This is a genomic window from Trinickia dabaoshanensis, assembly GCF_002879885.1.
Taxonomy (GTDB): domain Bacteria; phylum Pseudomonadota; class Gammaproteobacteria; order Burkholderiales; family Burkholderiaceae; genus Trinickia; species Trinickia dabaoshanensis.
Genome location: NZ_PNYA01000012.1, coordinates 74,364 through 100,872, shown reverse-complemented (window position 1 = coordinate 100,872; position 26,509 = coordinate 74,364). Strand labels below are relative to the sequence as shown.

General features: G+C 62.7%; 23 protein-coding genes and 3 tRNA genes. 15 read left to right on the top strand and 11 right to left on the bottom strand.

Annotated features, from left to right (window positions below; translation table 11 throughout):
• Positions 1-28: 28 nt before the first annotated feature.
• Positions 29-601 carry a TMEM165/GDT1 family protein gene (locus C0Z18_RS14850; RefSeq protein WP_199189455.1) on the top strand — a complete coding sequence of 191 codons (573 nt, stop codon included), beginning with the start codon at positions 29-31 and terminating at the stop codon, positions 599-601.
• An 80-nt stretch (positions 602-681) separates the two neighbouring features.
• Here the strand turns inward: C0Z18_RS14850 and C0Z18_RS14845 are convergent, their stop codons facing one another.
• Positions 682-1,374 (bottom strand): DUF4136 domain-containing protein, encoded by a 693-nt coding sequence (locus C0Z18_RS14845; protein ID WP_102646176.1) that lies wholly within the window; start codon positions 1,372-1,374, stop codon positions 682-684.
• A gap of 196 nt (positions 1,375-1,570) precedes the next feature.
• On the opposite strand from C0Z18_RS14845, the gene pepN reads away from it, so the two are divergent.
• The 3 genes from pepN (at position 1,571) to C0Z18_RS14830 (ending at position 5,626) form a co-directional block, all read left to right on the top strand.
• The gene (gene pepN, locus C0Z18_RS14840; RefSeq protein ID WP_102646262.1) at positions 1,571-4,264 is read left to right on the top strand and encodes an aminopeptidase N; all 2,694 of its coding nucleotides are present in this window, start codon (positions 1,571-1,573) and stop codon (positions 4,262-4,264) included.
• A 209-nt stretch (positions 4,265-4,473) separates the two neighbouring features.
• Positions 4,474-5,490 carry a class 1 fructose-bisphosphatase gene (locus tag C0Z18_RS14835; protein ID WP_102646175.1) on the top strand — a complete coding sequence of 339 codons (1,017 nt, stop codon included), beginning with the start codon at positions 4,474-4,476 and terminating at the stop codon, positions 5,488-5,490.
• Positions 5,491-5,550: 60 nt separating this feature from the next.
• Positions 5,551-5,626 (top strand) — tRNA-Thr (locus tag C0Z18_RS14830).
• 112 nt (positions 5,627-5,738) lie between these two features.
• On the opposite strand, the gene C0Z18_RS14825 is transcribed toward C0Z18_RS14830, so the two are convergent.
• On the bottom strand, positions 5,739-7,304 hold the full coding sequence (locus tag C0Z18_RS14825) for an integrase (protein ID WP_102646174.1): 1,566 nt from the start codon (positions 7,302-7,304) through the stop codon (positions 5,739-5,741).
• 372 nt (positions 7,305-7,676) lie between these two features.
• Entirely contained in the window at positions 7,677-8,597 is a 921-nt protein-coding gene (locus C0Z18_RS14820) for a LysR family transcriptional regulator (protein ID WP_102646173.1), read from the bottom strand.
• Positions 8,598-8,725: 128 nt separating this feature from the next.
• Here C0Z18_RS14820 and C0Z18_RS14815 point away from each other — a divergent pair, with 128 nt between their 5' ends.
• A complete protein-coding gene (locus tag C0Z18_RS14815) occupies positions 8,726-9,844 on the top strand; it encodes an aldo/keto reductase (RefSeq protein WP_102646172.1) in 1,119 nt (372 codons plus the stop codon).
• A 29-nt stretch (positions 9,845-9,873) separates the two neighbouring features.
• Here the strand turns inward: C0Z18_RS14815 and metE are convergent, their stop codons facing one another.
• Positions 9,874-12,150 (bottom strand): 5-methyltetrahydropteroyltriglutamate--homocysteine S-methyltransferase, encoded by a 2,277-nt coding sequence (gene metE, locus C0Z18_RS14810; protein WP_102646171.1) that lies wholly within the window; start codon positions 12,148-12,150, stop codon positions 9,874-9,876.
• 117 nt (positions 12,151-12,267) lie between these two features.
• Here metE and C0Z18_RS14805 point away from each other — a divergent pair, with 117 nt between their 5' ends.
• From C0Z18_RS14805 to C0Z18_RS14800, 3 genes are all read left to right on the top strand, one after another.
• Positions 12,268-13,191: a LysR family transcriptional regulator gene (locus tag C0Z18_RS14805; protein WP_102646170.1), complete on the top strand. Its 924-nt coding sequence runs from the start codon at positions 12,268-12,270 to the stop codon at positions 13,189-13,191.
• A gap of 274 nt (positions 13,192-13,465) precedes the next feature.
• The gene (locus C0Z18_RS33190) at positions 13,466-13,615 is read left to right on the top strand and encodes a hypothetical protein (protein WP_199189454.1); all 150 of its coding nucleotides are present in this window, start codon (positions 13,466-13,468) and stop codon (positions 13,613-13,615) included.
• A gap of 28 nt (positions 13,616-13,643) precedes the next feature.
• Positions 13,644-14,240, top strand: coding sequence for a chorismate mutase (locus C0Z18_RS14800; RefSeq protein ID WP_102646169.1), 597 nt, complete (start codon positions 13,644-13,646; stop codon positions 14,238-14,240).
• A gap of 14 nt (positions 14,241-14,254) precedes the next feature.
• Here C0Z18_RS14800 and C0Z18_RS14795 read toward each other — a convergent pair whose 3' ends face one another.
• Together C0Z18_RS14795 and C0Z18_RS14790 are read right to left on the bottom strand one after the other, a co-directional pair.
• Positions 14,255-15,421: an exonuclease domain-containing protein gene (locus C0Z18_RS14795; RefSeq protein ID WP_102646168.1), complete on the bottom strand. Its 1,167-nt coding sequence runs from the start codon at positions 15,419-15,421 to the stop codon at positions 14,255-14,257.
• A gap of 124 nt (positions 15,422-15,545) precedes the next feature.
• Positions 15,546-15,749 (bottom strand): cold-shock protein, encoded by a 204-nt coding sequence (locus C0Z18_RS14790; protein ID WP_102646167.1) that lies wholly within the window; start codon positions 15,747-15,749, stop codon positions 15,546-15,548.
• Positions 15,750-16,129: 380 nt separating this feature from the next.
• Here C0Z18_RS14790 and C0Z18_RS14785 point away from each other — a divergent pair, with 380 nt between their 5' ends.
• Positions 16,130-16,411, top strand: a complete 282-nt coding sequence (locus C0Z18_RS14785; protein WP_146014013.1) for a hypothetical protein — start codon at positions 16,130-16,132, stop codon at positions 16,409-16,411.
• 489 nt (positions 16,412-16,900) lie between these two features.
• Positions 16,901-18,046: a porin gene (locus C0Z18_RS14780; protein WP_102646165.1), complete on the top strand. Its 1,146-nt coding sequence runs from the start codon at positions 16,901-16,903 to the stop codon at positions 18,044-18,046.
• A gap of 177 nt (positions 18,047-18,223) precedes the next feature.
• Here C0Z18_RS14780 and greB read toward each other — a convergent pair whose 3' ends face one another.
• Complete coding sequence (greB, locus tag C0Z18_RS14775; RefSeq protein WP_102646164.1) at positions 18,224-18,784, bottom strand: transcription elongation factor GreB; 561 nt, start codon at positions 18,782-18,784, stop codon at positions 18,224-18,226.
• Positions 18,785-18,909: 125 nt separating this feature from the next.
• Here greB and C0Z18_RS14770 point away from each other — a divergent pair.
• Positions 18,910-18,986: transfer RNA gene (locus C0Z18_RS14770), tRNA-Arg, on the top strand.
• Positions 18,987-19,055: 69 nt separating this feature from the next.
• Positions 19,056-19,132, top strand: a tRNA-Arg gene (locus tag C0Z18_RS14765).
• Between the two features lie 182 nt (positions 19,133-19,314).
• On the opposite strand, the gene C0Z18_RS14760 is transcribed toward C0Z18_RS14765, so the two are convergent.
• The 4 genes from C0Z18_RS14760 to C0Z18_RS14745 form a co-directional block, all read right to left on the bottom strand.
• The gene (locus C0Z18_RS14760) at positions 19,315-21,714 is read right to left on the bottom strand and encodes a RelA/SpoT family protein (RefSeq protein ID WP_102646163.1); all 2,400 of its coding nucleotides are present in this window, start codon (positions 21,712-21,714) and stop codon (positions 19,315-19,317) included.
• A gap of 96 nt (positions 21,715-21,810) precedes the next feature.
• Positions 21,811-22,014: a DNA-directed RNA polymerase subunit omega gene (gene rpoZ, locus C0Z18_RS14755; RefSeq protein ID WP_006400783.1), complete on the bottom strand. Its 204-nt coding sequence runs from the start codon at positions 22,012-22,014 to the stop codon at positions 21,811-21,813.
• A gap of 60 nt (positions 22,015-22,074) precedes the next feature.
• A complete protein-coding gene (gene gmk, locus C0Z18_RS14750; RefSeq protein ID WP_102646162.1) occupies positions 22,075-22,770 on the bottom strand; it encodes a guanylate kinase in 696 nt (231 codons plus the stop codon).
• 8 nt (positions 22,771-22,778) lie between these two features.
• A complete protein-coding gene (locus tag C0Z18_RS14745; protein ID WP_102646161.1) occupies positions 22,779-23,702 on the bottom strand; it encodes a YicC/YloC family endoribonuclease in 924 nt (307 codons plus the stop codon).
• A 206-nt stretch (positions 23,703-23,908) separates the two neighbouring features.
• Here C0Z18_RS14745 and rph point away from each other — a divergent pair, with 206 nt between their 5' ends.
• Genes rph through hemW form a run of 3 tightly spaced genes read left to right on the top strand, consistent with a single transcriptional unit; the run spans position 23,909 to position 26,497 of the window.
• Positions 23,909-24,673: a ribonuclease PH gene (gene rph / locus C0Z18_RS14740; protein WP_102646261.1), complete on the top strand. Its 765-nt coding sequence runs from the start codon at positions 23,909-23,911 to the stop codon at positions 24,671-24,673.
• Positions 24,666-25,289, top strand: a complete 624-nt coding sequence (gene rdgB / locus C0Z18_RS14735; RefSeq protein ID WP_102646160.1) for an RdgB/HAM1 family non-canonical purine NTP pyrophosphatase — start codon at positions 24,666-24,668, stop codon at positions 25,287-25,289. Before rph ends, rdgB begins: the two co-directional genes overlap by 8 nt.
• Positions 25,286-26,497, top strand: a complete 1,212-nt coding sequence (hemW, locus tag C0Z18_RS14730) for a radical SAM family heme chaperone HemW (protein ID WP_102646159.1) — start codon at positions 25,286-25,288, stop codon at positions 26,495-26,497. Before rdgB ends, hemW begins: the two co-directional genes overlap by 4 nt.
• Positions 26,498-26,509: the final 12 nt, after the last annotated feature.

Genomic DNA, 26,509 nt, shown 5'->3' with positions numbered 1-26,509 from the left:
CACATCTCGGCCCGAGGAAGATCATCACGTGGAACAAGCCTTTCTAGTCTCGACGGGAGCCGTCGCGCTTGCCGAAATCGGCGATAAGACTCAACTGTTGTCGCTCGTGCTCGCCGCGCGCTATCGCAAGCCCGTGCCGATCATGCTCGGCGTGCTCGCGGCGACGCTCGTCAATCACGCCTGCGCGGGCGCCATCGGCGCTTGGCTCGGCGCACTCGTCACACCGGGCATCATGCGCTGGGCGCTGGGCGTTTCGTTCGTCGTCATGGGGTTGTGGGTGCTCGTGCCCGATAAGCTCGACCCGAAAGAAACCGAGGTGGGACGCAGTCACCTCGGCGTGTTCGGCACGACCATCGTCACGTTCTTCCTGGCGGAGATGGGCGATAAGACGCAAATCGCCACGGTCGCGCTGGCCGCTCGCTTTCATGACTTTTTCGGGGTCGTGGCCGGGACCACACTCGGCATGATGCTCGCGAACGTGCCGGCCATCTTGCTCGGCGAGCGCTTCGCGCACAAGCTGCCGACCAAAGCCGTCCATGCCGTCGCCGCCGTTTTGTTCGTCGTCCTCGGCGCGTTGGCGTTCCTGCGCGCCGGCGCTTAAGCAGAGCGGATCGGCGAGATTGCGGCATCGCGGCATCGACCTCCGTCGATGCCGCGCAATACCCGCATTAAATACCCGCCTTACTTGGGCGTCGCCAAAGCCCCCGCCGGCGCGCCGGCGGCGGGCTGCGCAACCGGCACTTCGTTCGTGAGCACGGCGGCATGCTTGTCGTAGCGCACGCGCACGGTGCGCACCGTGCCGTTCGCGAGCGGGAAGTCGGCAAGCGCGCTGCGTACGAGATACGGCATCGCGCGCACGAGCGACGATTCTTCGTCGGTATTGCGCGCCGTCACGTTGTACACCTCCTTGCCCGATGCCCGCTCGGTGATGCGAATCGCTAGCGCATGCGTGAATACCGGATAGGTTTGCGTCACGTAATCGGGCGGGAACGGTCCGAACGGACCCCACGGCCCCATAGGCCGCCAGAACGGACCGCCCCACGGATTTCCGTAAAACACCGGCTGAGTCACCGTGAGCGTATCGCCATGGATCGAATAAGTCAGACCGACGAGATAGTGGGCTTGCGCGCTCGGCACTTGCCGAAATGCATACGGCTCCAATTCGTTCGCGACGAGTTGTTCGTAGGTAGCCTGCTCGATACTGTTTTGCTGCTCGCTCGTCCGGGCGAACGCGTAGGTGCGCGTCGCATCGCTGCCGCTCCAATTGGAGAAGGCCGTGACTTGGCTCGACACATAGGTCGTACAGCCCGATAGCAATACGGTCGCCGCCGCGAGCGCCGGCACGGCGGCTCGCCAAATTCGCTGCCACTTCATATTCTTATCCTCGTATCTCGTCAACCCCCGCGCTCGATCGCGCGCATGGCCGATGATACCGCCGACCGAGCCGCGCCTCCAAAGCGCGCCATCGTTTCGGCATAGATCCGCGCGCCTTTGTACAATGGACGACTACCCTCGCGCGACGCCCTACCCGGGCACGCGAGCCGAAACCGGTTTCTCTCATCCATCCGCCATGTCCGATACCGTCAATCCCGCTGTGATCCGCCGGGCCGACTACGCAGCGCCCGCCTTCTTGATCGATTCCGTCTCGCTCGAATTCGACCTCGTGCCCGAACGCACGATCGTCACGAACACGATGCGCCTGCGCCGCAACCCCGACGCCGCGGCGGCGCGCCTCGAACTCATGGGCGAAGCGCTCGAATTCGTCAGCGCGGCGATCGACGGCAAGACATTGCCCGCAAGCGCCGTGCGCGCACACGAACATGGCTTGACGATCGAGGACGTACCCGATGCCTTCACCCTCACGATCGAGAGCGCGTGCAATCCGGGCGCCAACACGACGTTATCCGGTTTATACGTGTCGAGCGGCAACTTCTTCACACAGTGCGAAGCCGAAGGATTCCGCCGCATCACCTACTTCCTCGATCGCCCGGACGTGATGACCACCTTTACGGTGACGCTGCGCGCCGATAAGACGGCGTATCCGGTGTTGCTGTCCAACGGTAATCTCATCGAGCAAGGCGACCTCCCCGATGGACGCCACTTCGCGAAATGGGAAGACCCGTTCAAGAAGCCCAGCTACTTGTTCGCGCTCGTTGCGGGCAAGCTCGTCGCGCTCGAGGAACGCATCCGCACCGGCTCCGGCAAGGAAAAACTGCTGCAAGTGTGGGTCGAGCCGCACGACTTGGACAAGACGCGCCACGCGATGGATTCGCTCATCAACTCCATTCGCTGGGACGAGGAACGCTTTGGGCTCGAACTCGATCTGGACCGCTTCATGATCGTCGCCGTGAGCGACTTCAATATGGGCGCGATGGAAAACAAAGGCCTGAACATCTTCAACACGAAGTATGTCCTCGCCAATCAAGAGACGGCCACCGATACCGACTTCGGCAACATCGAGGCCGTGGTCGGCCACGAGTACTTCCATAACTGGACCGGCAATCGCGTCACCTGCCGCGATTGGTTCCAATTGAGCCTGAAGGAAGGGCTGACGGTATTTCGCGATCAAGAGTTTTCGGCCGATATGCAAGGCGGCGCGACGGACGAAGCGGCGCGCGCGGTCAAGCGCATCGACGACGTGCGCGTGTTGCGCCAGATGCAATTCGCCGAGGACGCCGGCCCGATGGCGCACCCCGTGCGCCCCGAAAGCTATGTCGAAATCAACAACTTCTACACGCTGACCGTCTACGAGAAAGGCGCGGAAGTCGTGCGGATGTATCAAACGCTGTTCGGCCGCGACGGTTTTCGGCGGGGCATGGACCTGTATTTCAAGCGTCACGACGGACAAGCGGTCACGTGCGACGATTTCCGCAACGCGATGGCCGATGCGAACGGACGCGACTTGGCGCAATTCGAGCGCTGGTACAGCCAAGCCGGCACGCCGCGCGTGTCGGTGCGCACCGCGTACGACGCCGCGAGCCAGCGCTATAGCGTGACGCTTTCCCAAGGCTATGGCGAGGCCGCGCCGGCCGCGCGAGAAACGCAAAAGGGGCCGCTCTTGATCCCGTTCGCGATTGGGCTCATCGACCGCGCCGGCCGCGATATCCCGCTGCGCCTCGAAGGCGAGGCGGCCGCGAACGGCACGACGCGCGTGATCGAGTTGACCGAGCAGGAACAGACCTTTACGTTTGTCGACGTCAAAGAGCCGCCGCTGCCCTCGCTGCTGCGCAACTTCTCGGCGCCCGTCATCGTCGAGTACGACTATACGAACGACGAGCTGGCGTTCCTGCTGGCGCACGATAGCGATCCGTTCAACCGCTGGGAAGCGGGACAGCGGCTCGCCACACGCGAGTTGCTCGCGTTGGCCGCGCGGGCGCAAGCCGGCGAGCCGCTTACGTTCGACGACTCGACTGTCGCCGCCTTCAGCCGCGTACTGACCGACGAAACGCTCTCGCCGGCATTCCGCGAACTGGCGTTGGTGCTCCCGTCGGAAGCGTATTTGGCGGAACAAATGGCCGAAGCCGATCCGGCGGCCGTCCACGCCGCCCGCCAGTTCGCGCGCAAACGACTGGCGAGAGCGCTCAAGAACGAATGGCTCGCGATCTATGAGCGCCATGCGACGCCCGGCGCATACGAGCCGACGCCGCAGGCCGCCGGACATCGCGCGCTGAAGAACCTCGCGCTCGCTTACCTGGCCGAACTCGACGATCCGGCCGACGCGGTCCGCCTGGCGAACGCGCAATACGAGCACGCCAACAACATGACCGATCGCGCGGCCGCGCTGGCCGTGCTGTTGGCGGCGTCCGCCGCGGCCGGCGCCGGTGTGGCGCAGGGTGCGCTCGACGATTTCTATCGCCGTTTCGAGCAGGAGCCCCTTGTCATCGACAAGTGGTTCGCGCTGCAAGCCACGCAGCGCGGCAGCGCCGGACGCCCCGTGATCGAGATCGTGCGTACGCTGATGGCGCACCCGGCGTTTTCGCTGCGCAACCCGAACCGGGCGCGTTCGCTGATCTTCAGCTTCTGCGCGGCGAACCCCGCGCAGTTCCACGCGGCCGACGGTTCGGGCTACGCGTTCTGGGCCGAGCAAGTCGTGGCGCTCGATGCGCTGAACCCGCAAGTGGCCGCTCGGCTTACACGCTCGCTCGAGATGTGGCGCCGCTACACGCCCGCGCTGCGCGAACGCATGCGTGAAGCGCTCGAGCGGGTGGCAACGCAGGTCAAATCGCGCGACGTGCGCGAGATCGTCGAAAAAGCGTTGGCCTAGCCGATCTGATCTATCGACGACACACGGCCCCGCGCTCTAGCGAACGCGGGGCCGCGGCGAACCCACACAACGGCGCTCAGGCGCCGTTGTGCGTTTGTGCACGGAGGCGGCTAAGGGGCCCCGATCGTACGGACGCTTACAAAAACGCGAAGCTTCGCCACGGCCGGCGGGTAAAATCGTCGGATTCCCATGGCTTTCGGAGCACCGCAATGTCCTTGCAACGTCGCACTACCCTGACCAAATTCTTGATCGAGCAGCAGCGAGAGACGAACGATCTGCCGGCCGATTTGCGCCTGCTGATCGAAGTCGTCGCGCGCGCGTGCAAGCTCATCAGCTACCACGTGAGCAAGGGCGCGCTCGGCGAGGCGCTCGGCACGGCGGGCACCGAGAACGTCCAGGGCGAAGTGCAAAAGAAGCTCGACGTTCTCTCGAACGAAATCTTGCTCGACGCCAACGAGTGGGGCGGCAATCTCGCGGCGATGGCATCGGAGGAAATGGAGACGCTGTTTCCGATTCCGTCGAACTATCCGCGCGGCGAATACCTGCTCGTGTTCGATCCGCTCGACGGCTCCTCGAACATCGACGTGAACGTATCGATCGGCACGATCTTTTCGGTGCTGCGCTGCCCGGACGGACAGGAAGCCACCGAGGAGTCGTTCCTGCAGCCGGGGCGGCAGCAAGTGGCGGCCGGCTATGCCGTGTACGGTCCGCAGACGGTGCTCGTGTTGACGACGGGTAATGGCGTGAACTGCTTCACGCTCGATCGCGAACTCGGTTCGTGGGTGCTCACGCATAACAACCTTCAGATTCCCGCGGACACGCGCGAATACGCGATCAACGGGTCGAACGCGCGTCACTGGTACGAGCCTGTGCAGCGTTACGTGGGCGAGTTGCTCGCGGGGAAGACAGGCGAGCGCGGGGTCGACTTCAACACGCGCTGGATCGCGTCGATGGTCGCGGACGTGCATCGCATCTTGAATCGTGGCGGCATCTTCATGTATCCGGCCGACAAGCGCACGCCCGACAAGCCGGGCAAGCTGCGTCTGATGTACGAAGCGAACCCTATGGCGTTCATCGTCGAGCAGGCGGGCGGCGCGGCCACGAACGGTGTCGAGCGGATTCTCGATATCCAGCCGAAGAGCTTGCACGAGCGCGTGGCGGTGTTCCTCGGTTCGAAGAACGAGGTCGATCGTGTGACGCGCTATCACCACGAAGAAAAAAAATGAGTCGAGGGGCTTGCGCACCTCGAAAAAGTGCCGCTATAATCGCGTTTCTCTGATGTTGATGCCGGAATAGCTCAGACGGTAGAGCAGCGCATTCGTAATGCGAAGGTCGGGGGTTCGATTCCTCTTTCCGGCACCACAAAGATTCAAGCGAAAAGCCCAGTCCTCGTGACTGGGCTTTTTGTTTTTCTCCCCAATCGGCCGACAGTGCGACGGCGGCAGTCACGCAGTGCCCGAGCGCAAGAAGAGACTCACGCGACCTCGAGCAAATCGACGCACTCAAGGGGCGAGGCTCTATCAATTACCGCAAGAGCCAGGTTCGCCTTTGCCACCAGTTCCAGCGGTCTCAGCCCCTGCTCATAGTGGCCGTGAGTAATCCGGTCCATACCTGCTCCAGCGAGCTTGGCTACCGTGCGCAGGCTTGCGTGCAACGCAACGCTATCCAACCGACCGCCATGAAGGATGAGGTTGCGCTGCCTGTACAGACGGTGAAACGATTCTGCCACCAGGTCTTTGATCGTCTGCAACTCCGGATGTGGGTTCAGCAGCAACTTTCTCATCCGCGCCACAGCTGCTTGATCCGCTACGGAGGGCATTGCAGGCACGCGATTTTCAAGGATCATCCTGGCCAATACTCGCGACCGTTCGCGGTTTGTCTCGACGCCAAGAAGTTCTGCGCACTGCGAGGGGAAGATGCGCTCCGCACGCCGAGACAGTGCGGTGAGTTCGGCGCGCGGGAACGAGCAAGTGACCAGGGTGGCCAAATTATCCGCCGCCGAAGCTCGGTCGCTAGGATCCGCAAGCAAGCCCTCGATCGCCCCCCAACCTCCCGCAATCGCCGCAGGTGGAGAACTGTCTTCTAGGTGCGCCAGTAGCTCTAGAGCGGCATCAACGTTCTGGCTGACGCCGCTGGCGAAGATACGATCGCCCCGGAATAGCTCGCTCACTGCGACGCCGCGCGAATTGGTTTTCGCGGGGAATTCCCTCGAGCTTCCGCGCACCCAGACGCTGGGAAGGAGGTCCAGCGGCTTGCCAGTGGCAAGAAGCGCTCGGGCCGAATATCGATCGGACTCGTTGCGCGCGGCGCTTGCCGCGCCGACATCATCCCTAGCGGTGACAGTGACGATCATCGCCGCCGCCGCGCGGACACCAGCAGTATCGAAACGATTCTGTCTCAACCATTCAGTAACCGCCGCCGCCTTTAACCATGGCGTGCGGGAAGCGCCGTTCAATCGAGGCATGCTTTTGACAGCGATCAGCACGTCGAACGGGCGCGGCGGGTTCGACTGAACCACGCCCTGGAGTTCTTCACAGAGTTCCGCCAACGTGATCGTCTCAGGCGCGTCACGTCGACTCGCGATCCAGTCGTGCAAGAATTGGGGGGAGAATCCAGCGTCCAACAAATGAGCGCCGACGTGACGGGCAAAATGCTCGGGCCGAAAGTTTCCGCCCGCGACGGCGGCCGCCCACCGGCTCAAGTAATCCGAAGACACGCGCTGGCATAGCTCGCGGATAATGAAATGGGCCACCCCTTCGGCTCGTGGAACCTGCCGCACCTGCTCCGCGAGTAAATGCTTTTCGGCAATTGCAAAGGCTGGATGCGAGCCAACCCGTTTAAGCAATGAAGACGCGATGCGTTTGACAGATCCCTCGCTGAGATGCCCTTGCTTCATGACCGTGCATGCTTCGACCAGTTCGTCCATGGCCAGCACCGTACCGATCCCCCAAAGCGACCGGTACCAGTGTTTTTGCTCCGAGAAGAACTCGTACAAGCGCGCAAATGAGAGCTGCTGCGTTGAATTGACAAGATTGAGCATGCGATTTACGATGCCGGTTCGATCAGCAGAAGTGTTGGTCTACAGTCTAGTGGGGCGCGACCCAGCTGGAGGCGACAATCGCAGATTGTTTATTCCAAACGGCTCAAGCCCCCAGTTGTTGAAAGCCCCACCACGGTGGGGCTTTTTTATTCGCCTATCTCGAAGGTCGGCACAGTGGAATTTGAGATAAAGCGCGCAATAGCGCTATTGGCCATTCGCCGTCATCGCGCCAACATACGGCGCCACGGTAACCCATACGACAAATCGACGAACACGTGGCGTGCGGAGCCCGTGGAGCTTGGGGCCGAGGGGGCCTGCTCTGCACCGCCATATTGAGACAAGCCATCGGCCGACCGTCCGCCGCCGACCACTTCACCGCCCCGCTCCACACTTCTCCTTCAGAAAATCGACGAACACGCGCAACTTCAAAGGCATCTGCGTACGGCTCGGCATATAGAGCGAGAACCCATCGAACGTCAGCGCCCAATCGTCGAGCACACGCACGAGCCGCCCATCGGCCAATTGCGGACGAACGAAATCCTCGATGACGTGCAGCAGCCCAACGCCCTGCTCCGCCGCATGAACCATCGTGCGCAAATCGTTCGTCACGAAAGACCCGCTCGTTTGCACGTCGAACGTACGCCGCGACCGCCCGGTGCCGGGCTCGGCGAATTCCCAACGATAAATTCCGCGACTCGTCGAAAAACGATAGCGCAGACAATCGTGCTTGTTGAGATCGTCGGGCGTCACAGGCTTCGGATAGCGCTCGAAGTACGCGGGCGAGCCCGCCACGGCGATACGCAACGGTCCCGATAGCGGCACGGCCACCATATCGCGCGCGAGCCGCTCGCCCAGCCGAATGCCGGCGTCGAAGCCCTCGCCCACCAGATCGGTCAGCCCTTCGTCCAAAGCCAATTCCACCGCCACGCGCGGAAAGCGCCGAGCGAATTCCGCGAGATGCGGCATCACGAGCAAGTCGCTCGCGACACGAGGAAGGTTGATGCGCAACATGCCCGTCGGCTCGCCGCGCGTTTCGTCGAGCGCCTCGTACGCTGCCTCGAGCATCGAGAGCGCGGGCCGAACGCGCTCGAGAAACTGCGCGCCCGCCTCGGTCAACGCAACGCGGCGTGTCGTGCGATTGAAAAGGCGCACATTCAATTGCGCTTCGAGCGCGCGAATCGATTGCGACAACGCCGAAGCCGACACGCCCGCCTCCGCCGCCGCGCGAGAGAAACTCCCATGGCGAGCGACGTTCGCAAAGGCGACGAGCGCCGGAAGTTGCGCCGAGTCCATACACCGTCTCCCGCATGAAATTATTTAGCCGCACTTCACAATGCATGCAGCGAACCGCTATTTTTCCACAAGATAAATAAGCGCACGATACGTCCATCGACACTTCTCACGACGCAAGGAGTACTGACATGACGATGAATCGCTACACGCTGCTGGGCCGTTCGGGATTGCGCGTTTCGCCGATATCCCTAGGTACGATGACGTTCGGCGACGAATGGGGCTGGGGTGCCGACGAAGCAACGGCACAACGCTTGTTCGATTTGTACGTGGACGAAGGCGGCAATTTCATCGATACGGCCGACCTTTACACGGAAGGCACGAGCGAACGCTACGTCGGTAAGTTCGTTGCCGCGCGCGGCTTGCGCGACCGCCTCGTCATCGCGACCAAGTACAGCTACAACGCTCAAGCCGGCAACCCGAATGCAGGCGGCAACCACCGCAAGAATCTGCTGCGCGCGCTCGAGGGCTCGCTCAAGCGGTTGAACACCGACTATATCGACCTGTACTACCTGCACACGTGGGATCGCATGACGCCGGTGGACGAGGTCATGCGCGCGATGGACGACGCCGTGCGCGCCGGCAAGATCCGCTACGTCGGGCTATCCGATACGCCCGCCTGGTTCGCGGCGCGTGCGCAGACGCTGGCGCAGTGGCGTGGCTTCGAGCCGGTCGCCGCGATGCAGCTCGAATATTCGATGATCGAACGCAACGCCGAACTGGAGTTTGCCGACCTGGCGACCGAACTCGGCATGGGGCTGGTGCCCTGGAGTCCGCTCGGGATGGGCGTGCTTTCGGGCAAATACAAACCCTCGCAGGGAGGCTCCGCGGGCGGCGGCCGGCTCGACACCGTGCTCGCTCAAAACCCCGGCGCGAAGCCGCCGCCCGGGTTCGACAAGCTGACGGAGCGCAATTTCCGGATCGTCGCCGAACTCGAAGCCGTCGCGCGCGAGGCGGACCGGCCGATGGCCCAGGTTGCGCTCAATTGGCTGCATCACAAGCGGGGCGTGTCGAGCATCATCGTCGGCGCCACCAAGCCCGAGCAGCTGCGCGACTCGCTGGCCTCACTCACGTTCGAGCTCGACCCGGCGCTGACCGCTCGCCTCGATCGCGTTTCCGAACCGGCGCGTCCGTTCCCATACTACATGTTCGAAGACGGCCATCAAGCGCGCATCCACGGACACGTCGACGTTCGCAGCAAGAACGCCGAATACGACCGCCCGGTCCACGTCCCCGCCCCCAAGGCCTAACGCGCCGTGCACCGTGCGCCGTGCCCGCTTCAAGCAGGCACGGCCACGCGCGAGCGCAATCGCTTCGCCGCGCGCACCATGTTCGACAGCGCGGCCTCGGTTTCCGGCCAATCGCGCGTCTTCAGCCCGCAATCGGGGTTGACCCACAACCGTTCCAGCGGAATCACCTCGCAAGCACGCTCCAAGAGCCGTTCGATCGCGTCCACGCTCGGCACGCGCGGCGAATGGATGTCGTACACGCCCGGCCCGATCTCGTTCGGATACGCGAACGCGCCGAAGCCGTCGAGCAACTCCATCGCCGAACGCGAAGTCTCGATGGTGATGACGTCGGCATCCATCGCGGCGATTGCCGGCAAGATATCGTTGAACTCCGAATAGCACATATGCGTATGGATCTGCGTCTCGTCGGACACCGCGGCCGACGAGATTCGAAACGCGCGAGCCGCCCATTCAAGGTAAGCCGGCCAGTCGCTTTCTCGAAGCGGCAGGCCTTCCCGGAAGGCCGGCTCGTCGATCTGCACGATACGAATACCGGCCTTCTCGAGATCGACGACTTCGTCGCGGACCGCGAGCGCCAACTGCAACGCCGTCGCGGCACGCGGCTGGTCGTCGCGCACGAACGACCACTGCAGCATCGTCACGGGGCCGGTCAACATGCCTTTGACGGGGCGCCGCGTCAGCGATTGCGCGTACTTGGCGGTCTCGACGGTCATCGGTTCGGGACGATAGACGTCGCCATAAATGATCGGGGGCTTCACGCAACGCGACCCGTAGCTTTGCACCCAACCGTTTTCCGTGAATGCGTAACCCCATAGCTGTTCGCCGAAGTACTCGACCATATCGTTGCGCTCCGCTTCTCCATGCACGAGCACGTCGAGGTCGAGCGCCTCCTGCCGGCGTATCGCCAATTCGATCTCCGCGCGCATCCGTTCGAGATAATCGAGCGCTTTCAGTTCGCCCCGTTTATAGGCGGCGCGCGCATGCCGGATGGCCGGGGTTTGGGGGAATGAACCGATCGTCGTGGTCGGCAACACCGGCAACTTCAACGCTTCGCGCTGCAAGCGGCTACGCTGCTCGAAGGGCCGCTTGCGACTGGCCATCGCGTCGGTCACCGCCGCTACGCGCTTTTGCACGAGCGCATTGACGACGGCGCCCGAAGTGCGGCGCGACGCAAGCGCGGCATCGGCTTCGGCCAACGCGGGCTCCGCCGCTCGCGGATCGTCGAGCGCCAATGCGATCGTCCCGATCTCTTCGAGTTTTTCCGTGGCGAAGGCGAGCCACGACTTCAACTCCCCGTCGAGCTTGCGCTCGCCCGAGAGCGACACCGGCACATGTTGCAGCGAGCACGACGGCGCGATCCATAGCCGCTCGCCCAGGGCGGCGCTCACCGGCTGCAACGACCGCACGATCGCGCGCAGATCGGCACGCCACACGTTACGGCCATCGACGACGCCCGCCGAGAGGACCATCGTTTCGGGCAGAGCCTCGCACCATGCGGCGAGTTGCGCCGGCGCCCGAGCGAGATCGATATGGACGCCCCGAATCGGCAACGCCGCCACACGGGCCGCATGCTCGGCAGAGGTCTCGAAGTAGGTGGCGAGCAGCACGTTCACGCCGCATGCGCCGAGCGCTTCGTACGCGGCGGTCAAAGCATCGAGCCATTCCCGCTCCAGCTCTAGACACAGCACGGGTTCGTCCAACTGAACCCATTGAACGCCGCGCGCCTTCAACGCATCGAGAATGCGCGCATACCGCTCCACGAGCTTGGGGAGCAACGCCAGGCGATCAAAACCCGCGGCATATGATTTGGCCAACCGCAAATAGGTGACCGGGCCGATTAGCACGGGTTTGACGTTCAAGCCGAGCGCGAGCGCCTCGTCCACCTCGTCGAAGAACCAATCGACCCCGCCGTCGAAGGTCGTGTCGGGCGCCAGTTCCGGCACCAGGTAGTGGTAGTTCGTATCGAACCACTTCGTCATTTCCATGGCCGGCTGGGCGGCGTTGCCGCGGGCAAGCTCGTAGTACTCGCCTAGCGCGAGCTTCGACGGATCGAAGCCGAAACGCCGCGGCAACGCGCCCAGCAATGCGCTCATGCCGAGCATCTGATCGTAATAGGCGAAATCGCCGACCGCGACGAACGCCACCCCCGCCTGTCGCTGCAGTTGCCAGTGGCACGCGCGCAGCGTCGCCGCGACACCGCGCAGGTACGCTTCGTCGGCTTCGCCGCGCCAGAACGCTTCCTGGGCGAACTTCAACTCGCGCTGCGCGCCGATGCGCGGAAAGCCGAGGATATGTGTGGACGTCATAGCCATCTCCTGGTTCGAATGGCTGCCAGTCTCGGAGACGCGCTATCATTCATCAAGCGACAAGTTTTCATCAACACATGAATTTCATTCATACCTCCTCACCGCGCGCCGGCTTCCATGCTTGAGATTCGCCACTTACGTTCCCTGATCGCCATCGCCGAATCCGGCAAGCTCGTGGCCGCCGCCGAGCGCGTGCATTTGAGCCAATCGGCGCTCTCCCATCAGATTCGCGATATCGAGGCGCACTACGACCTTTCCTTGTTCGAACGCACGAAACAGGGGCTGCGCTTTACGTCGGCGGGCGAGCGTCTGCTCACGCTCGCTCGCGAAACGCTGTCGGCGCTCGCGGCGGCCGAGCGCGATTTACTTCGTCTGAAGGGCGATATGACGGGCGAGCTTCGAATCGTGCTCGAATGTCATACATGCTTCGATTGGCTCATGCCGGTGATGGACGAATTCCGTCGCCGGTGGCCCGAAGTCGAAGTCGATCTCGTCGCCGGCTTCCATGCGGACCCACTCCGCCTGCTCGACGACGGCAAGGCCGATATCGTGATCGGGTCCAAGCCGGCGGCTAGGCGCGCGCTGCGGATCGCTCCGCTCTTTCGCTTCGAGATCCTCATCGTGATGGCCAACGAGCACCGGCTGCGCAACAAACGCCGCGTCGGTGCGGAGGATCTTGCAGGAGAAACCCTGATCACCTATCCGGTTCCGGAGGCCCGCATCGATCTGATCCGCGAGGTGCTGGAGCCCGCCGGCGTCAAGCTCGAACGCCGCACGGCGGAACTGACCATCGCCATCATGCAGCTCGTAGCGAGCCGGCGCGGAGTCGCCGCGCTGCCGAACTGGGGCGTGAAAAGCTATATCGAGCACGATTACGTGTTGGGCAAGCGAGTCGGCGCGCAGGGCTTATGGAGCGAGCTCTATGCGCTCGCGACGCAAGCGTTCGCGACCCGGCCGTATTTCGACGACTTCGTCTCGATCGTGCGCGATACGTGCGCGGCTCGACTCGACGGTATTGAGTTGCTGTCCGATTCCGATTGAACGATTGCGGGGAAACCCGCGGCGCGCGATGCAATAAACACCGTGAATCTCGTGCGCCTGAACACGGACGCTCGGCGAAAAGCGCCACAAGCTTTCACGAGACGCGAGTTGATACGGTATGGCCGCGCCGATTGATCTTTATCAAAGAATCGAGCGCCTCTCTTCAAAGAGCGCGGGGCTGTGCCGTTAATGCAACAAAGCGTTAAAAAAAGATTCGGCGCTGGCACTTCCCAGGAAGCGCGTCGGATAATCGTCACGTGCCAGGAGATCAATCATGCAATCCAAGCCCACCAAAATCCCGCCCCCAGACAAAGTGGCCACTCCGGATCAAGAGCCGGTCGGTGTCGAGTTTCTTGCAGCCGAACTGCCTGAGCACGTGCGAGCCTTCTTCGACGAACAGCGTAAGTCGTGCGAGCAGAAATGACGATGGCGGGCTTCGGAGCCCGCACCGAATGACGGCTCGCTCGCGCCGAAAGGCGCTGTCGGCGGCTGCCCTTTCGCTTGCCCTATCGCTGGCGTGTGCCGGCGCGCGCGCGGACGGCGACGAGACGGCGATGACGAACCTCGTCGCGCTCGTCTCCGAACGTCTCGCGCTCGCGGTGCCGGTCGCACAATGGAAATGGGCGAACCATCGCCCGATCACGGACACCCCGCGCGAAGCGGCTTTGCTCGCTGACGTGGAGCGGCGCGCCCAGGCGGCCAACGTAGCCCCCGCTTTCGCTCGCACATTCTTCCAAGACCAGATCGACGCAAGCAAGCAGGTGCAAACGGCGCTGTTCGCGCGTTGGCGGGCGTCGGCACCGCCCTCCGGCGCCGTTCCCGACCTAGCCGCAAGCACCCGGCCGCAATTGGATCGCCTCACGCAGGCGCTGATCCCTGCCCTGGCGCGCATTCAACCGTGGCGCGAGACTGAGGATTGCCCCGCTCGCCTCGCGCGCAGCGTGCGCAATTGGAAGACGTTGACGCGCTACGGCGCGATCGACGCCGGCGCGTTGAGCACCGCTTTGTCGCACGTGTGCGCGACAGGCGGCGTAGCCGGCGAAGGTTAAGTCCTTTTCGAGCCCTAGGCGCTCGGGCTCACCACTCCCGCTTCGGCATCCACCGTTACCGGCGCCAACGGCAAGACACGCAGTCCGCGCGCAAGGTGCGTCTGCAAGATTCGAAAAGTCGACGACTCGAACACGGGTTCACCGTGGGCGGCCGCGAGTGCGCGAGCGGCATCGAGCGTCGAGGCCGCACCGAGATAGCACCACCGGTCAACGACATGAAAGGCGCGCTCGCCAGCGCAGTCCTGTTCGCACTCCTCGAATACGATCGCCGCTTCGAACGGCCAAGGTGCCCCCAGCGCCTCGCCCCGGCCCACCCGCGGCTGACGATTGTGGACGGGGCGCAGCGTGGCGATCCATTTGGCTTCCGTGAGCAATGCACCCAATTCGCCGCCGGTAGCGCGCCATTGCACCCGACGCACCTGCTCGGCAATCCGCTGCTCGCGCGCCGAACGCCGCTCTCCCGTCAAATGCGAGCGCACGCGCTGGCGCACGCGCACGCTGCGCCCCACATAGAGCGGCGCATCCGCCGCATCGAAGAAGACGTAGACCCCATGGCCGGCGGGCGCCGAGTCGATCACATCCTCGGTGATGTCGCCCGCGATGCGATAACGGCGCACCGTGCGGTCGATCTGCGCACGCAAAACATCGGGGGCCCAGGCGTCACGCAACCGCTGCCAGAATTGCCACAACAGATCCGCGTCGGCTAAGGCACGATGGCGCGCGAGCGGCTCGAGCGCGTGGCGCTCGATCAGCGCATCCAGCCCATGGCGCTTCTCGTGCGGCCACAAGGCGCGCGATAGCTTGACGGTGCAGAGCACATCGGGATTGAACGTCAAACCGACCCGCTGAAACTCCCCGCGCAGAAAGCCGCGGTCGAAGCTGGCGTTGTGCGCGATGAACAAGCTGCCGTCGAGCCGCTCGAAGAGTTCGGCGGAAAGCGAGGCGAACGTTGGCGCATCGCGCACCATATCGTCGGTGATGCCCGTCAATGACTGAATAAACGCGGGAATCGGTTGTCCGGGATTGACCAGCGTGCTCCAGCGGGAAACGCCGGCCGGGCCTACCTGTACGACGCCGATTTCGGTAATGCGATGCTCCGCCACCGAACCGCCCGTGGTTTCGAGATCGACGAAAGCGATGGGGGTGTCGATCAACGGGATCGGCAAGAATGAATCTGACATGAATAAGGGCGCTCGGGTGCTTCGATTGACGAAGTATGCACCACCCGAGCGCCCTTGTAAGAAAGCATGCCGCGCCAGGAGCCGCCGCGGAGGCGGCTGGGCGCGGCTTGCCGGGACAAACGAATTACAGCGGGCGAATGTTCGCCGCTTGCTTGCCCTTCGGGCCGGTCTTCACATCAAACTGAACGCGTTGATTTTCTTTTAGCGACTTGAAGCCTTCAGCTTGAATCTCGGAGAAATGCGCGAACACGTCCTCGTTGCCCTTGTCCGTGGTGATGAAGCCAAAGCCTTTAGCATCGTTGAACCATTTTACGACACCGGTTTCCATAGTACTGATTCCCTCGAAATTTTAATAGACGGGCAGCGCCCTCCGCCTGAAAGCCCCAGCCTCGGAAGAACGACACCTCGGTCTCTCTCCCGTGGCGCCGTTCACTGGGTCATTCCGGCGCTGCTTTTATAAATGTTCCGTCGATCCGCCGTCAAGAAATTTTTCATTAAATGCTGAGGGCGACTCAGTGGTATGCGCAATGTAGTAGAAAATCTCGCCAACCAAGTCACTATTACTTGTAGCGGGCACATAAAGATTCATCCAACAGGAAAAATCTTCGCTAGGTGCAACAAGATATTTCGGCGGTAAGTATTTTTCCGGGTTGCCGGCTTCGCGCCGTCGCCGGATGATGAAAATGACGTTTTTGGTTGGAGACGGCCATGCATGCACATCCCTTCAAGCGCTTCGTCTCCTGGCTGTTCCGAATGCCCCGCTCCGGTGTGGCTTCGACTGGTCGGACGAATGGCGCGGCACCCTCGGTACTCGAGTTCGATCCGTTCTGGCACGGGGACCACTGGCAGAACCTGTTGGCATCGCCCATGGACGCGCGCCACTACGTCATGGAAGATTGGGCGCTACCGCGCGAGGACGATGCGACTGAAGCGAACAGTTACGGAGGCGCCGAAGACAAGCAACGCGGGCGCCGCCGCCTGCGCGGCTGAGGGAAAAAAAGACGCGGCTCGAAAGCCGCGCTGACAAAGGTTTGGAGACGTCTTTTCCTGATGAAAAGTCTGCTTGGGCAAGCAGAACCGGCAGTATAGCCGCGCGGCCCGTGCCGTTCACCCACGCGCCACGCAAACCTCTTTTTCCAAACTGACAATAATCCATTTCGGCGAAGACGCTTTTCCAATTCGCAATGGAAAACAGCGTCTCGTAAACACAACGTCAGCCGCTGTCAATATTCGCTTCGAACCCTTTTTAAATCGCCGCAAGCCTTATCCGACAAGGCTTTGAGCGGCATCCCTTTCGCATTTCTAAATCGTCAAAACTTTATTTCGATTTTCGGAATACGAGCGGAAAGAACGCGGTATTTACACTCAACCCAGTTCGGAAAAACGGACGTGCTGCCCTGGTTCCACGCATCGCCTTGCGCACGGGTTGCCGGCGCCTCGAGCGAGCACCCAGCCACCATCCTGATACTGGAGTGAAAGATGAAAAAGACGCTTCTAGTGGGCGCCCTGACGGGCGCGTTCGCCACGATGGCGCACGCTCAAAGCAGCGTGACGCTGTACGGCCTCATCGACGCCGGCATTACGTATACGAATAATCAGGGCGGCGGGCACGCCTGGCAGCAAAGCACGGGGGCGGTCAACGGCAGCCGCTGGGGCTTGCGCGGCGCCGAAGACCTGGGTGGCGGGCTGAAGGCAATCTTTACCTTGGAAAACGGCTTCGGCATCAACAACGGCACGCTCAAACAAAACGGCCGCGAGTTCGGCCGTCAAGCGTTCGTCGGTTTGAGCAGCCAGCAGTTCGGTACGGTGACCCTCGGCCGCCAGTATGACGACGTGGTTCAATACCTCGGGCCGCTGGCGCTCACCGGTACGCAATATGGCGGGACCTACTTCGCGCACCCGTTCGACAACGACAACCTCGACAATTCGTTCCGCATCAATAATTCCGTACACTTCCAGAGCGCCAATTACGGCGGCTTCAAGATCGGAGCGTTGTACGGCTTCTCGAATACGGCGGGTCAAGCATCGAATAACCGCACGGTCAGTGTCGGTGCGTCTTATTCGTGGATGGGCCTGAACGTCGCAGCGGCCTACTTGCAGATCGACAACGATCTGAACGCGCTGAATCAAGCGGCCACGGCCCCCGGCTCCGTGGCTGGCGACGCCACTTTCGCCGCAAGCCGTCAGCGCACCTGGGGCGCCGGCTTCAACTACACGTTCGGCCCGGCAACGGCGGGCTTCGTCTTTACGCAAACGCATCTGAACGATGCGATCGGCATCAACGCGTCCAACGCCGGCACGGCCGCCGCCCTTGCCCTACCCGGCGGCACGGCTCGCTTCAACAACTTCGAAGTCAACGCGCGCTATGCGCTGACACCGGCGGTCAGCCTGGCCGGCGCGTATACGTACACCGACGGCTCGCTTGGCGGTGTGAGTCCAAAATGGAATCAGTTCAATCTTCAAGCGGATTACGCGTTGTCCAAACGCACGGATGTCTACCTCGAGGGCATCTATCAGCTTGCGATCAACAAGGGCTTGCCGTTCACCGCGGACATCAACGGCCTGAATGCGTCGTCGAGCAACAAGCAAATCGCCGCAACGGTCGGTCTGCGTCATCGCTTCTGAGCCAAGCAACCGGCGCGGCCTGCGGTTCGCCGCGCCGCGCTTGACGAAGGCGCCGCGATCCGGCGCCTTTTTTATTGCCCATTGCCCATTGCCCATTGCCCATTGCCCATTGCCCATTGCCCATTGCCTATTGCCCATTGCCTATTGCCATATGCGACGGGCCGAGCGACCGGCGTCTTAAGCGCCCGCCGGATATTTCACGTCGAGGATGTCGATCTGCTCCGGCCCGGCAGGCGTATGCAGCGTGACCGTGTCGCCGATGCGCGCTTTCAGCAACGCGCGGGCGATCGGCGAGATCCAACTGACGTGGCCACAATCGAGATCGACCTCGTCGACACCAACGATCGTCACCGTATGCGTTTCGCCATCCTCGGTCGCATACTCGACCGTCGCGCCGAAGAATACCTGATCGACGTTCTCCTGCTTGCTGGCATCGACCACCTCGGCCAAGTCGAGCCGCTTCGTCAGAAAGCGAATCCGGCGGTCGATCTCGCGCAACCGGCGCTTCCCGTAAATGTAATCCCCGTTCTCGGAACGATCGCCGTTCGACGCCGCCCATGAAACGAGCTTGACGACGTCCGGCCGCTCTACGTCGATCAGACGAAGCAACTCGTCGCGCATGCGCTTGTGTCCCGCCGGGGTCATGTAGTTCTTGGTGCCGGCCGGGATCTCCGGCTGGGCGATGTCGAGATCGTCGTCGTCGGCGTCGCTCGACTCTTTGACAAAGGCCTTGTTCATATCTGGATCGCTGCTGCTATCAAGCTTCAAGCGTACACGATCGAGCCGGTCGCAAGAAAGTTTGAAGAAACGTCTCCCGATGTCTTCCCTTTTCTCCGAACTTTGCTATAATTTCGCTTCTGCGTGCGGCTGTAGCTCAGTTGGATAGAGTACTTGGCTACGAACCAAGGGGTCGTGGGTTCGAATCCTGCCAGCCGCGCCACTCTTTTCAAGAGCCTTCTTCACCGAAGGCTCTTTTGTTTCACCGAAGTACGGTTTTACGTTTTAGCGTGCGGCTGTAGCTCAGTTGGATAGAGTACTTGGCTACGAACCAAGGGGTCGTGGGTTCGAATCCTGCCAGCCGCGCCATCTATAGAGGGCCTTCCATTCGGAAGGCCCTTTGTTTTTGTGCCCGGCTTCTCGGCCTTATTGGCGAAGAACCGAATAACCGCCCCGCTCCCACCACGCGGCAATCATCGCGCCGCTCATGGGGTTCACCGCGCAGATCGCGCCCGCCACGGTCGGCGGCGGGCTTCTCTGCGATTGCTCAGTCAGTAGTCGCCCCGTTCGCGCTCGATCCGCATACCGCCGTCGTGACGGTGATGGCCGTCCTCGCTCGGCCGCTCGCGCACGATGCGCATGACGTCCGGATTCGTTCTCACGCGCCGCATGACGTTCGCCAAGTGCACGCGATCGCTGACCTGGATCACGAATCGCAATACGGTCGATTCCTGTGACAAGTCCTCGTCCATGGCGATGTGGACGATATTCGCATCGGCCGACGTGATATCGGCTGCGACGCGCGCGAAGACACCCTTCACGTTGCACACGAGCACCTTCACCGCGACGTCGAACAAGCGACCGGGCTGCGGCGCCCAGGCAACGTCGATCCAACGGCCCGGGTCGCGCCGGTGGATGCGTTGTGCAACGCGGCAATCGGTCGTATGAATCGCCATGCCGAGCCCGATGCCGATGTAGCCCATGATGTCGTCGCCCGGGATGGGGCGGCAGCACGCGGACAATTGCACCGACATGCCTTCCGTCCCGGTGATGACGACCGGCGGCGCATGCGGCGCCGGGTGACCACCCGCGCCGGCCTGCTCGCCACGGCCGTGTTCGTCGTCTGCATCGCGGCCGTTGACGAGCACTTCGATACGTTTGGCCATGACGGCCGCGACACGCCGGCCGAGGCCAATGTCGGCAAAGATTTCTTGGCGATTCTTATTGCCGGTCCATTGCACGAGCTTGTCCCACACTTCGGGCTCGATCTCGGCGAGCGAGAGCCCGTAGCCCTTCAAGCTCTGATCGACGAGGCGTTCGCCCAATTGGACGGACTCGTTCAAGCGCATCGTCTTCAAGTAGTGCCGAATCGCAGAGCGCGCCTTGCCCGTGCGGACGAAGCCGAGCCAGGCCGGGTTGGGCTTCGAATACGGCGCGGTGATGACTTCGACGATGTCGCCGCTCTTGAGCTCGGTTCGCAACGGCAACAACTCGTTGTTGATCTTGACGGCGACGCACTGATTGCCGAGGTCGCTGTGGATCGAATAAGCGAAGTCGAGCGCCGTCGAGCCGCGCGGAAGCGCCATGATCTTCGACTTCGGCGTGAAGACGTAGACCGCATCGGGGAACAGGTCGATCTTCACATGCTCGAGGAATTCGCTCGAATCGCCGGCCTCGCTCTGAATGTCGAGCAGCGATTTGAGCCACTGGTGCGCGCGCTTTTGAACGTCGTTCAGATCAGCGCCGCCGTTTTTATAGAGCCAGTGCGCCGCGACGCCCGCCTCGGCGATCTCGTGCATCTTGCGTGTGCGCACCTGAAATTCGATCGGCGCGCCGAACGGGCCGACGAGCGTCGTGTGCAGCGATTGGTAGCCGTTGACCTTCGGAATCGCAATGTAATCCTTGAACTTGCCCGGGACGGGTTTGTACAAGGCATGCAAGACGCCGATGCACGTATAACACTCGAGCGCGCTACCGACGACGACGCGAAAACCGTAGACATCGAGCACCTGAGAGAACGACAACTGCTTGTCGCGCATCTTTTTGTAGATGCTGAAGATCGTTTTCTCGCGGCCCGTCACCTCCGCCTCGATCGCCGCATCGGCGATCGCGCGCTGCACCGATTCCAGAATTTTGCCGACGACTTCACGCCGGTTGCCGCGCGCCGCCTTCACGGCTTTTTCGAGCGTGGCGTACCGGTGCGGGTTGAAATTGGCGAAACTGAGGTCTTGCAGCTCGCGATAGGTATTGTTCAGACCCAGGCGGTGCGCGATCGGGGCGTAAATGTCGAGCGTTTCACGCGCTACGCGCCGGCGCTTCTCCGGCGGCACGGCGCCGAGCGTGCGCATGTTGTGCAGACGGTCGGCGAGCTTGACGAGGATGACGCGAACGTCGCGCGCCATCGCGAGCAGCATCTTGCGGAAATTCTCCGCCTGCGCTTCCTCGCGATTGCGAAACTCCATTTTGTCGAGCTTGGACAGACCATCGACGAGTTCCGCCACCTTCGGGCCGAAACGTTCCGCAAGCTCGGTTTTCGTGACGCCCTGGTCTTCCATGACGTCGTGCAACAGCGCGGCCATGATCGACTGCGCGTCGAGCTTCCAGCCGGCGCACGTTTCCGCGACGGCTACGGGATGGGTGATATAGGGTTCGCCGCTTTGGCGGTATTGCCCGAGGTGCGCTTCGTCGCTGAAGTGAAACGCCGCCTTGACCTCTTTGATCTCTTCGGCGCTGAGGTAGCCGGCCAGCATCGAGGTGAGTTTCGCGATCGAAACGACGTCGTGCTTGCGGGGCTGCTCCGGCGTGGCCGTGGGCCCGAACAGGTGGCGAAACGATTGTTCTAGAACCGCGTCGATGTACTTGCGCGCGGGGCCCGGCGCTTCGACGTCATGCTCGTGCTCGAGATGCACGGCATCGTTGGAAGCGGAGGCGGACGATGGGGTAGCGCTCATTTTCGCCTCCGGTATCGATTGCTATGCGGGCTATGCGGTGACTTGCATGGCTCGAGACAGCGCTGGGCGCGAGGTGCGCCCAGCGCGTCCGACGCTTTAGACGGGGACCTTCTTCAGCATCTCGAGACCGACTTGGCCCGCCGCGATCTCTCGCAGCGCAACCACGGTGGGCTTGTCGCGGCTTTCGATCTTCGGCGTGTGGCCTTGCGCGAGTTGACGCGCGCGATACGTCGCGGCGAGCGCCAGCTCGAAACGATTCGGGATTTGCTTCAGGCAGTCTTCGACGGTAATGCGGGCCATGTTTCGAAATTCCTTCTCAATATGTTGCTCATTCTACCTTATGTGCGCAAGCATCCGCCTTTACTCGGCGTGCGGCAGATGGATGCCGAGCTCGACGAAAAGCTGGGTGTGGCGCGCGTATTGCGAGGCAAAGCGCAAACGCGTCGCATCGACGACGCATTGCAGCTCCGCTAGTGCACGCTCGAAGTGCTCGTTGATGATGACGTACTCGGATTCCGCCGCGTGCGCGATCTCGCTGCCGGCCGCGAGCAACCGGCGCGTGATGACGTTCGGCTCGTCTTGTCCGCGCTTTTTCAAGCGCTCTTCGAGCGCCGCGAGCGAGGGCGGCAAGATGAAAATCTCGACCGCATTGCGAAAGCGCTTCTTCACCTGCTGCGCGCCTTGCCAATCGATTTCGAGCAGCACGTCATGGCCGCTTTTCATCTGCTGCTCGATCCACAAGCGCGAGGTGGCGTAGTAGTTGCCGTGCACTTCCGCGCTTTCGAGAAACTCACCGCGCCCATGGCGCTCGAGGAAATCCTCGACGGTGGTGAAGTGATAGTGCTGTCCGTCTTGTTCGCCCGGACGCGGCTTGCGGGTCGTGTACGAAATCGACAGACGGATCGCCGGATCGCGAGCGAGCAATGCGTTCACGAGCGTGGACTTGCCCGCGCCCGAAGGCGCGACGACCATGAACAGATTGCCGGGGTAAGCGCCGGCGTAAGGATTGTGCGGTGCCGAATGCGCCGCGTTCGATTCGTGTGTGGGCTCTGTCATGGTGACCGTTACTCCAAATTCTGCACTTGCTCGCGCATTTGCTCGATGAGCAGCTTCAGCGTCATCGATGAGTCGGCCAGTTCCTTCGCGGCCGCTTTCGAGCCTAGCGTGTTCGCCTCGCGATTGAGCTCCTGCATCATGAAGTCCAGGCGCTTGCCGACCTTGCCGCCCTTCTCGATCACATGACGCGTTTCGTTCAAGTGAGCGGTGAGCCGCGAGAGCTCTTCGGCGATGTCGATCCGAATGCCGTACATCGTCACTTCCTGGCGGATGCGCTCGGCGATCTCCTCGCGCGAGACGATCGTGGCCGCCGCATCGGGTGCCGCGAGGCCGAGCGCTTCTTGCAGACGCTCGACGATCTTTTGCTGATGTTTCGTGATGAGCTCGGGCACGAGCGGCGTGATGCGCGCAACGATCGCTTCCATCTCCGTCACGTTGCCGAGCAGCATCGCCGCGAGTTGCGCGCCCTCGCGCGCACGCACGTCGACGAGCTCGCCGATCGCTTGCTTGCCGCACGCGAGCACCGCGTCGCGCAGCGTATCGGCCGACACGTTCGATTCGGCGAGCACGCCGGGCCAGCGCAGGATTTCGCCCGTGCGCATGCGCTCGCTGCCGGGGAATGCGTCGAGGACCGCGCGCTCGAGCACGGCCAACTGTGCCAGCGCATCGCGGTTCAGCGAGCCGGCCGTGGCCGTTTGCTCGCTGCGTTGGAAGTTCACGCGGATGTCGACCTTGCCGCGCGAGAGCTTCGTCATCAGCATTTCGCGCAGGGTCGGCTCGCATGTACGCGCCTCTTCGGGCATACGAAAGTTCAGGTCGAGGAAACGCGAATTCACGGTACGCAGTTCGACCGACACGCTCATGGCTCCGGTACCGCCCGCGGCCGCGAGTTCGCGCGTTGCGCTCGCGTAGCCTGTCATGCTGTAAATCATCGTCCGTCTCGCGATTGAGGCCGTCGCCGGCCGGTTATTCGAGCCGCTTCGCGCGTCGACCCGGCGCGAAAGCGTTGAACGCGCATTATCCCATTTTTGCGGAGGATGCCCGGCGCAACGGGGCAGCCGACATGCAACGCGTGCGGGGCGGTAAAATTGCGGTTTCCCTTCCTCTCACGCGGCCGATGCCGCTTCCGATGCCCACCATGCCCGATATCGTTCAACGCCCTAGCGGCCGCGCCGCCGACGCACTGCGCGACGTACGCATCACGCGCCACTACACGAAGCATGCCGAAGGTGCGGTGCTCGTCGAGTTCGGCGACACCAAAGTGATCTGTACCGCGAGCGTGGCCGAGCGCGTTCCCGAATTTTTGCGCGAACGCAACCAAGGCTGGCTGACGGCCGAATACGGCATGCTGCCGCGCGCGACGCACACGCGCAGCGATCGCGAAGCGGCGCGCGGCAAGCAAACCGGCCGCACGCAGGAGATTCAGCGTCTCATCGGGCGGGCGCTACGCGCCGTGTTCGACCTCGAACGGCTCGGGCCGCGCACGCTGCACATCGACTGCGACGTGATCCAAGCCGACGGCGGCACGCGCACGGCCAGCATCACGGGCGCCTTCGTGGCTGCGCACGATGCCGTCTCGAAGCTGCTGGCCTCGGGCCGCATTACGCAATCGCCGATCACCGACTACGTCGCCGCGATCTCCGTCGGCATCTACGAAGGCATGCCCGTGCTCGATCTGGACTACGACGAAGACTCGCGCTGCGACACCGATATGAACGTCGTCATGACCGGTGCCGGCGGTTTCGTCGAAGTGCAAGGCACGGCCGAAGGCGCCCCTTTCTCGCGCGAAGAAATGAACGCCTTGCTCGATCTCGCGCAGCAAGGCATCGGCACGCTCGTTGCCAAACAGAAGGCGGCATTGCACGAAACCGCGGGCACCGCCTTGGGAGTACGCGATGAGTGAAGTCGCCGGCACGCCGCTCGCGCGCGTGGTGCTCGCGTCGAACAACGCGGGCAAGCTGCGCGAGTTCGATGCCCTGCTCGGCGCGGCCGGTATCGCCCTGATTGCGCAGGGCGAGCTCGGCGTGCCGGAAGCCGACGAGCCGCATGCTACGTTCGTCGAGAACGCACTCGCGAAAGCACGCCATGCGGCGCGCCTGACCGGGTTACCCGCATTGGCCGACGATTCGGGCCTATGCGTGCGCGCGCTAGGCGGCGAGCCGGGGGTGTATTCGGCACGTTACGCGCAACGCGCCGGCGGAGAAAAGAGCGATGCCGCCAACAACGCGTATCTCGTCGAACGGTTGCGCGGGCAGCATGATCGGCGCGGTTACTACTTCTGCGTGCTCGTGCTCGTGCGCCATGCCGACGATCCGGAACCGCTGATCGCCGAAGGACGCTGGCACGGCGAGCTCTTGGATGCACCGCGCGGCGAAAACGGCTTCGGCTACGATCCGTACTTCTATCTGCCCGATTTGAACGCGACGGCCGCGCAGCTCGAGCCCGCCGTCAAAAACGCCCGCAGCCACCGCGCGATCGCGCTTGCCGCCTTGTTGGCGCGGCTCAAGGAGGAACGATGATCGGCACGCGTGCCGGTGTCGTGCAGGCGTTCACCGCCCCTGGCGCGATCCGGCTCACCTCGCTCCCGCCGCTAGCGCTCTACGTGCACTTTCCCTGGTGCGTGCGCAAGTGTCCGTATTGCGATTTCAACTCGCACGAATGGAAAGGCGAGCGTTTCCCCGAAGACGACTACCTCGATGCGCTGCGCGCCGATCTCGAACAGGCGCTGCCGCTCGTTTGGGGCCGGCAGGTGCATACGGTCTTCATCGGCGGCGGCACGCCGAGCTTGTTGTCGGCGCGGGGGCTGGACCGTTTGCTGTCGGACGTGCGCGCGCTGCTGCCGCTCGATGCCGATGCCGAGATTACGATGGAGGCCAACCCCGGCACGTTCGAGGCCGAGAAGTTCGCGCAGTTTCGCGCGAGCGGCGTGAATCGTCTCTCGGTCGGCATCCAGAGTTTCAACGAGGCGCATCTGAAGGCACTGGGGCGCATCCACGACATGAACGACGCACGCCGCGCCGTGGAAATCGCCGCACGCCACTTCGAGAACTTCAACCTCGATCTGATGTTCGCGCTGCCTCGGCAAACGTTGGAGGAATGCAGGGCCGATATCGAAACGGCGCTTTCTTTCGCGCCGCCGCATTTGTCGCTCTACCACCTCACGCTCGAGCCCAATACGCTGTTCGCGAAGTTCCCGCCGGCGCTGCCCGACGACGATGCGTCCGCCGACATGCATGAGTGGATTCACGAGCGCACGGCGGCCGCGGGCTACGGGCGCTATGAGGTATCGGCTTACGCGAAGCCGAATCACCAGTGCAAGCACAATCTGAACTATTGGCGCTTCGGCGATTACCTCGGTATCGGCGCCGGCGCGCACACGAAACTTTCGTTCGCGCATCGGATCGTGCGGCAGGCTCGCTACAAGCACCCGGCGACGTTCATCGAGCAAGCACGGGCGGGCACGCCGGTTCAAGAAGAGCACGAGGTGTCGGCGCAAGAGCTTCCGTTCGAATTCATGCTGAACGCCCTGCGACTCGTGGAGGGCTTCCCGGTGCATCGATTCATCGAACGCACGGGACTTCAGATCACGTCGATCGAGCCGGCCTTGCAAGAGGCCGAGCGGCGAGGTTTGATCGAGCGGACGTATGAAAAAATCGCGCCGACGGCGCTCGGGCAGCGCTTTTTGAACGACCTGCAGGCGCTGTTTTTGAACGACGGAGACGACTGATCGACGAAGCGA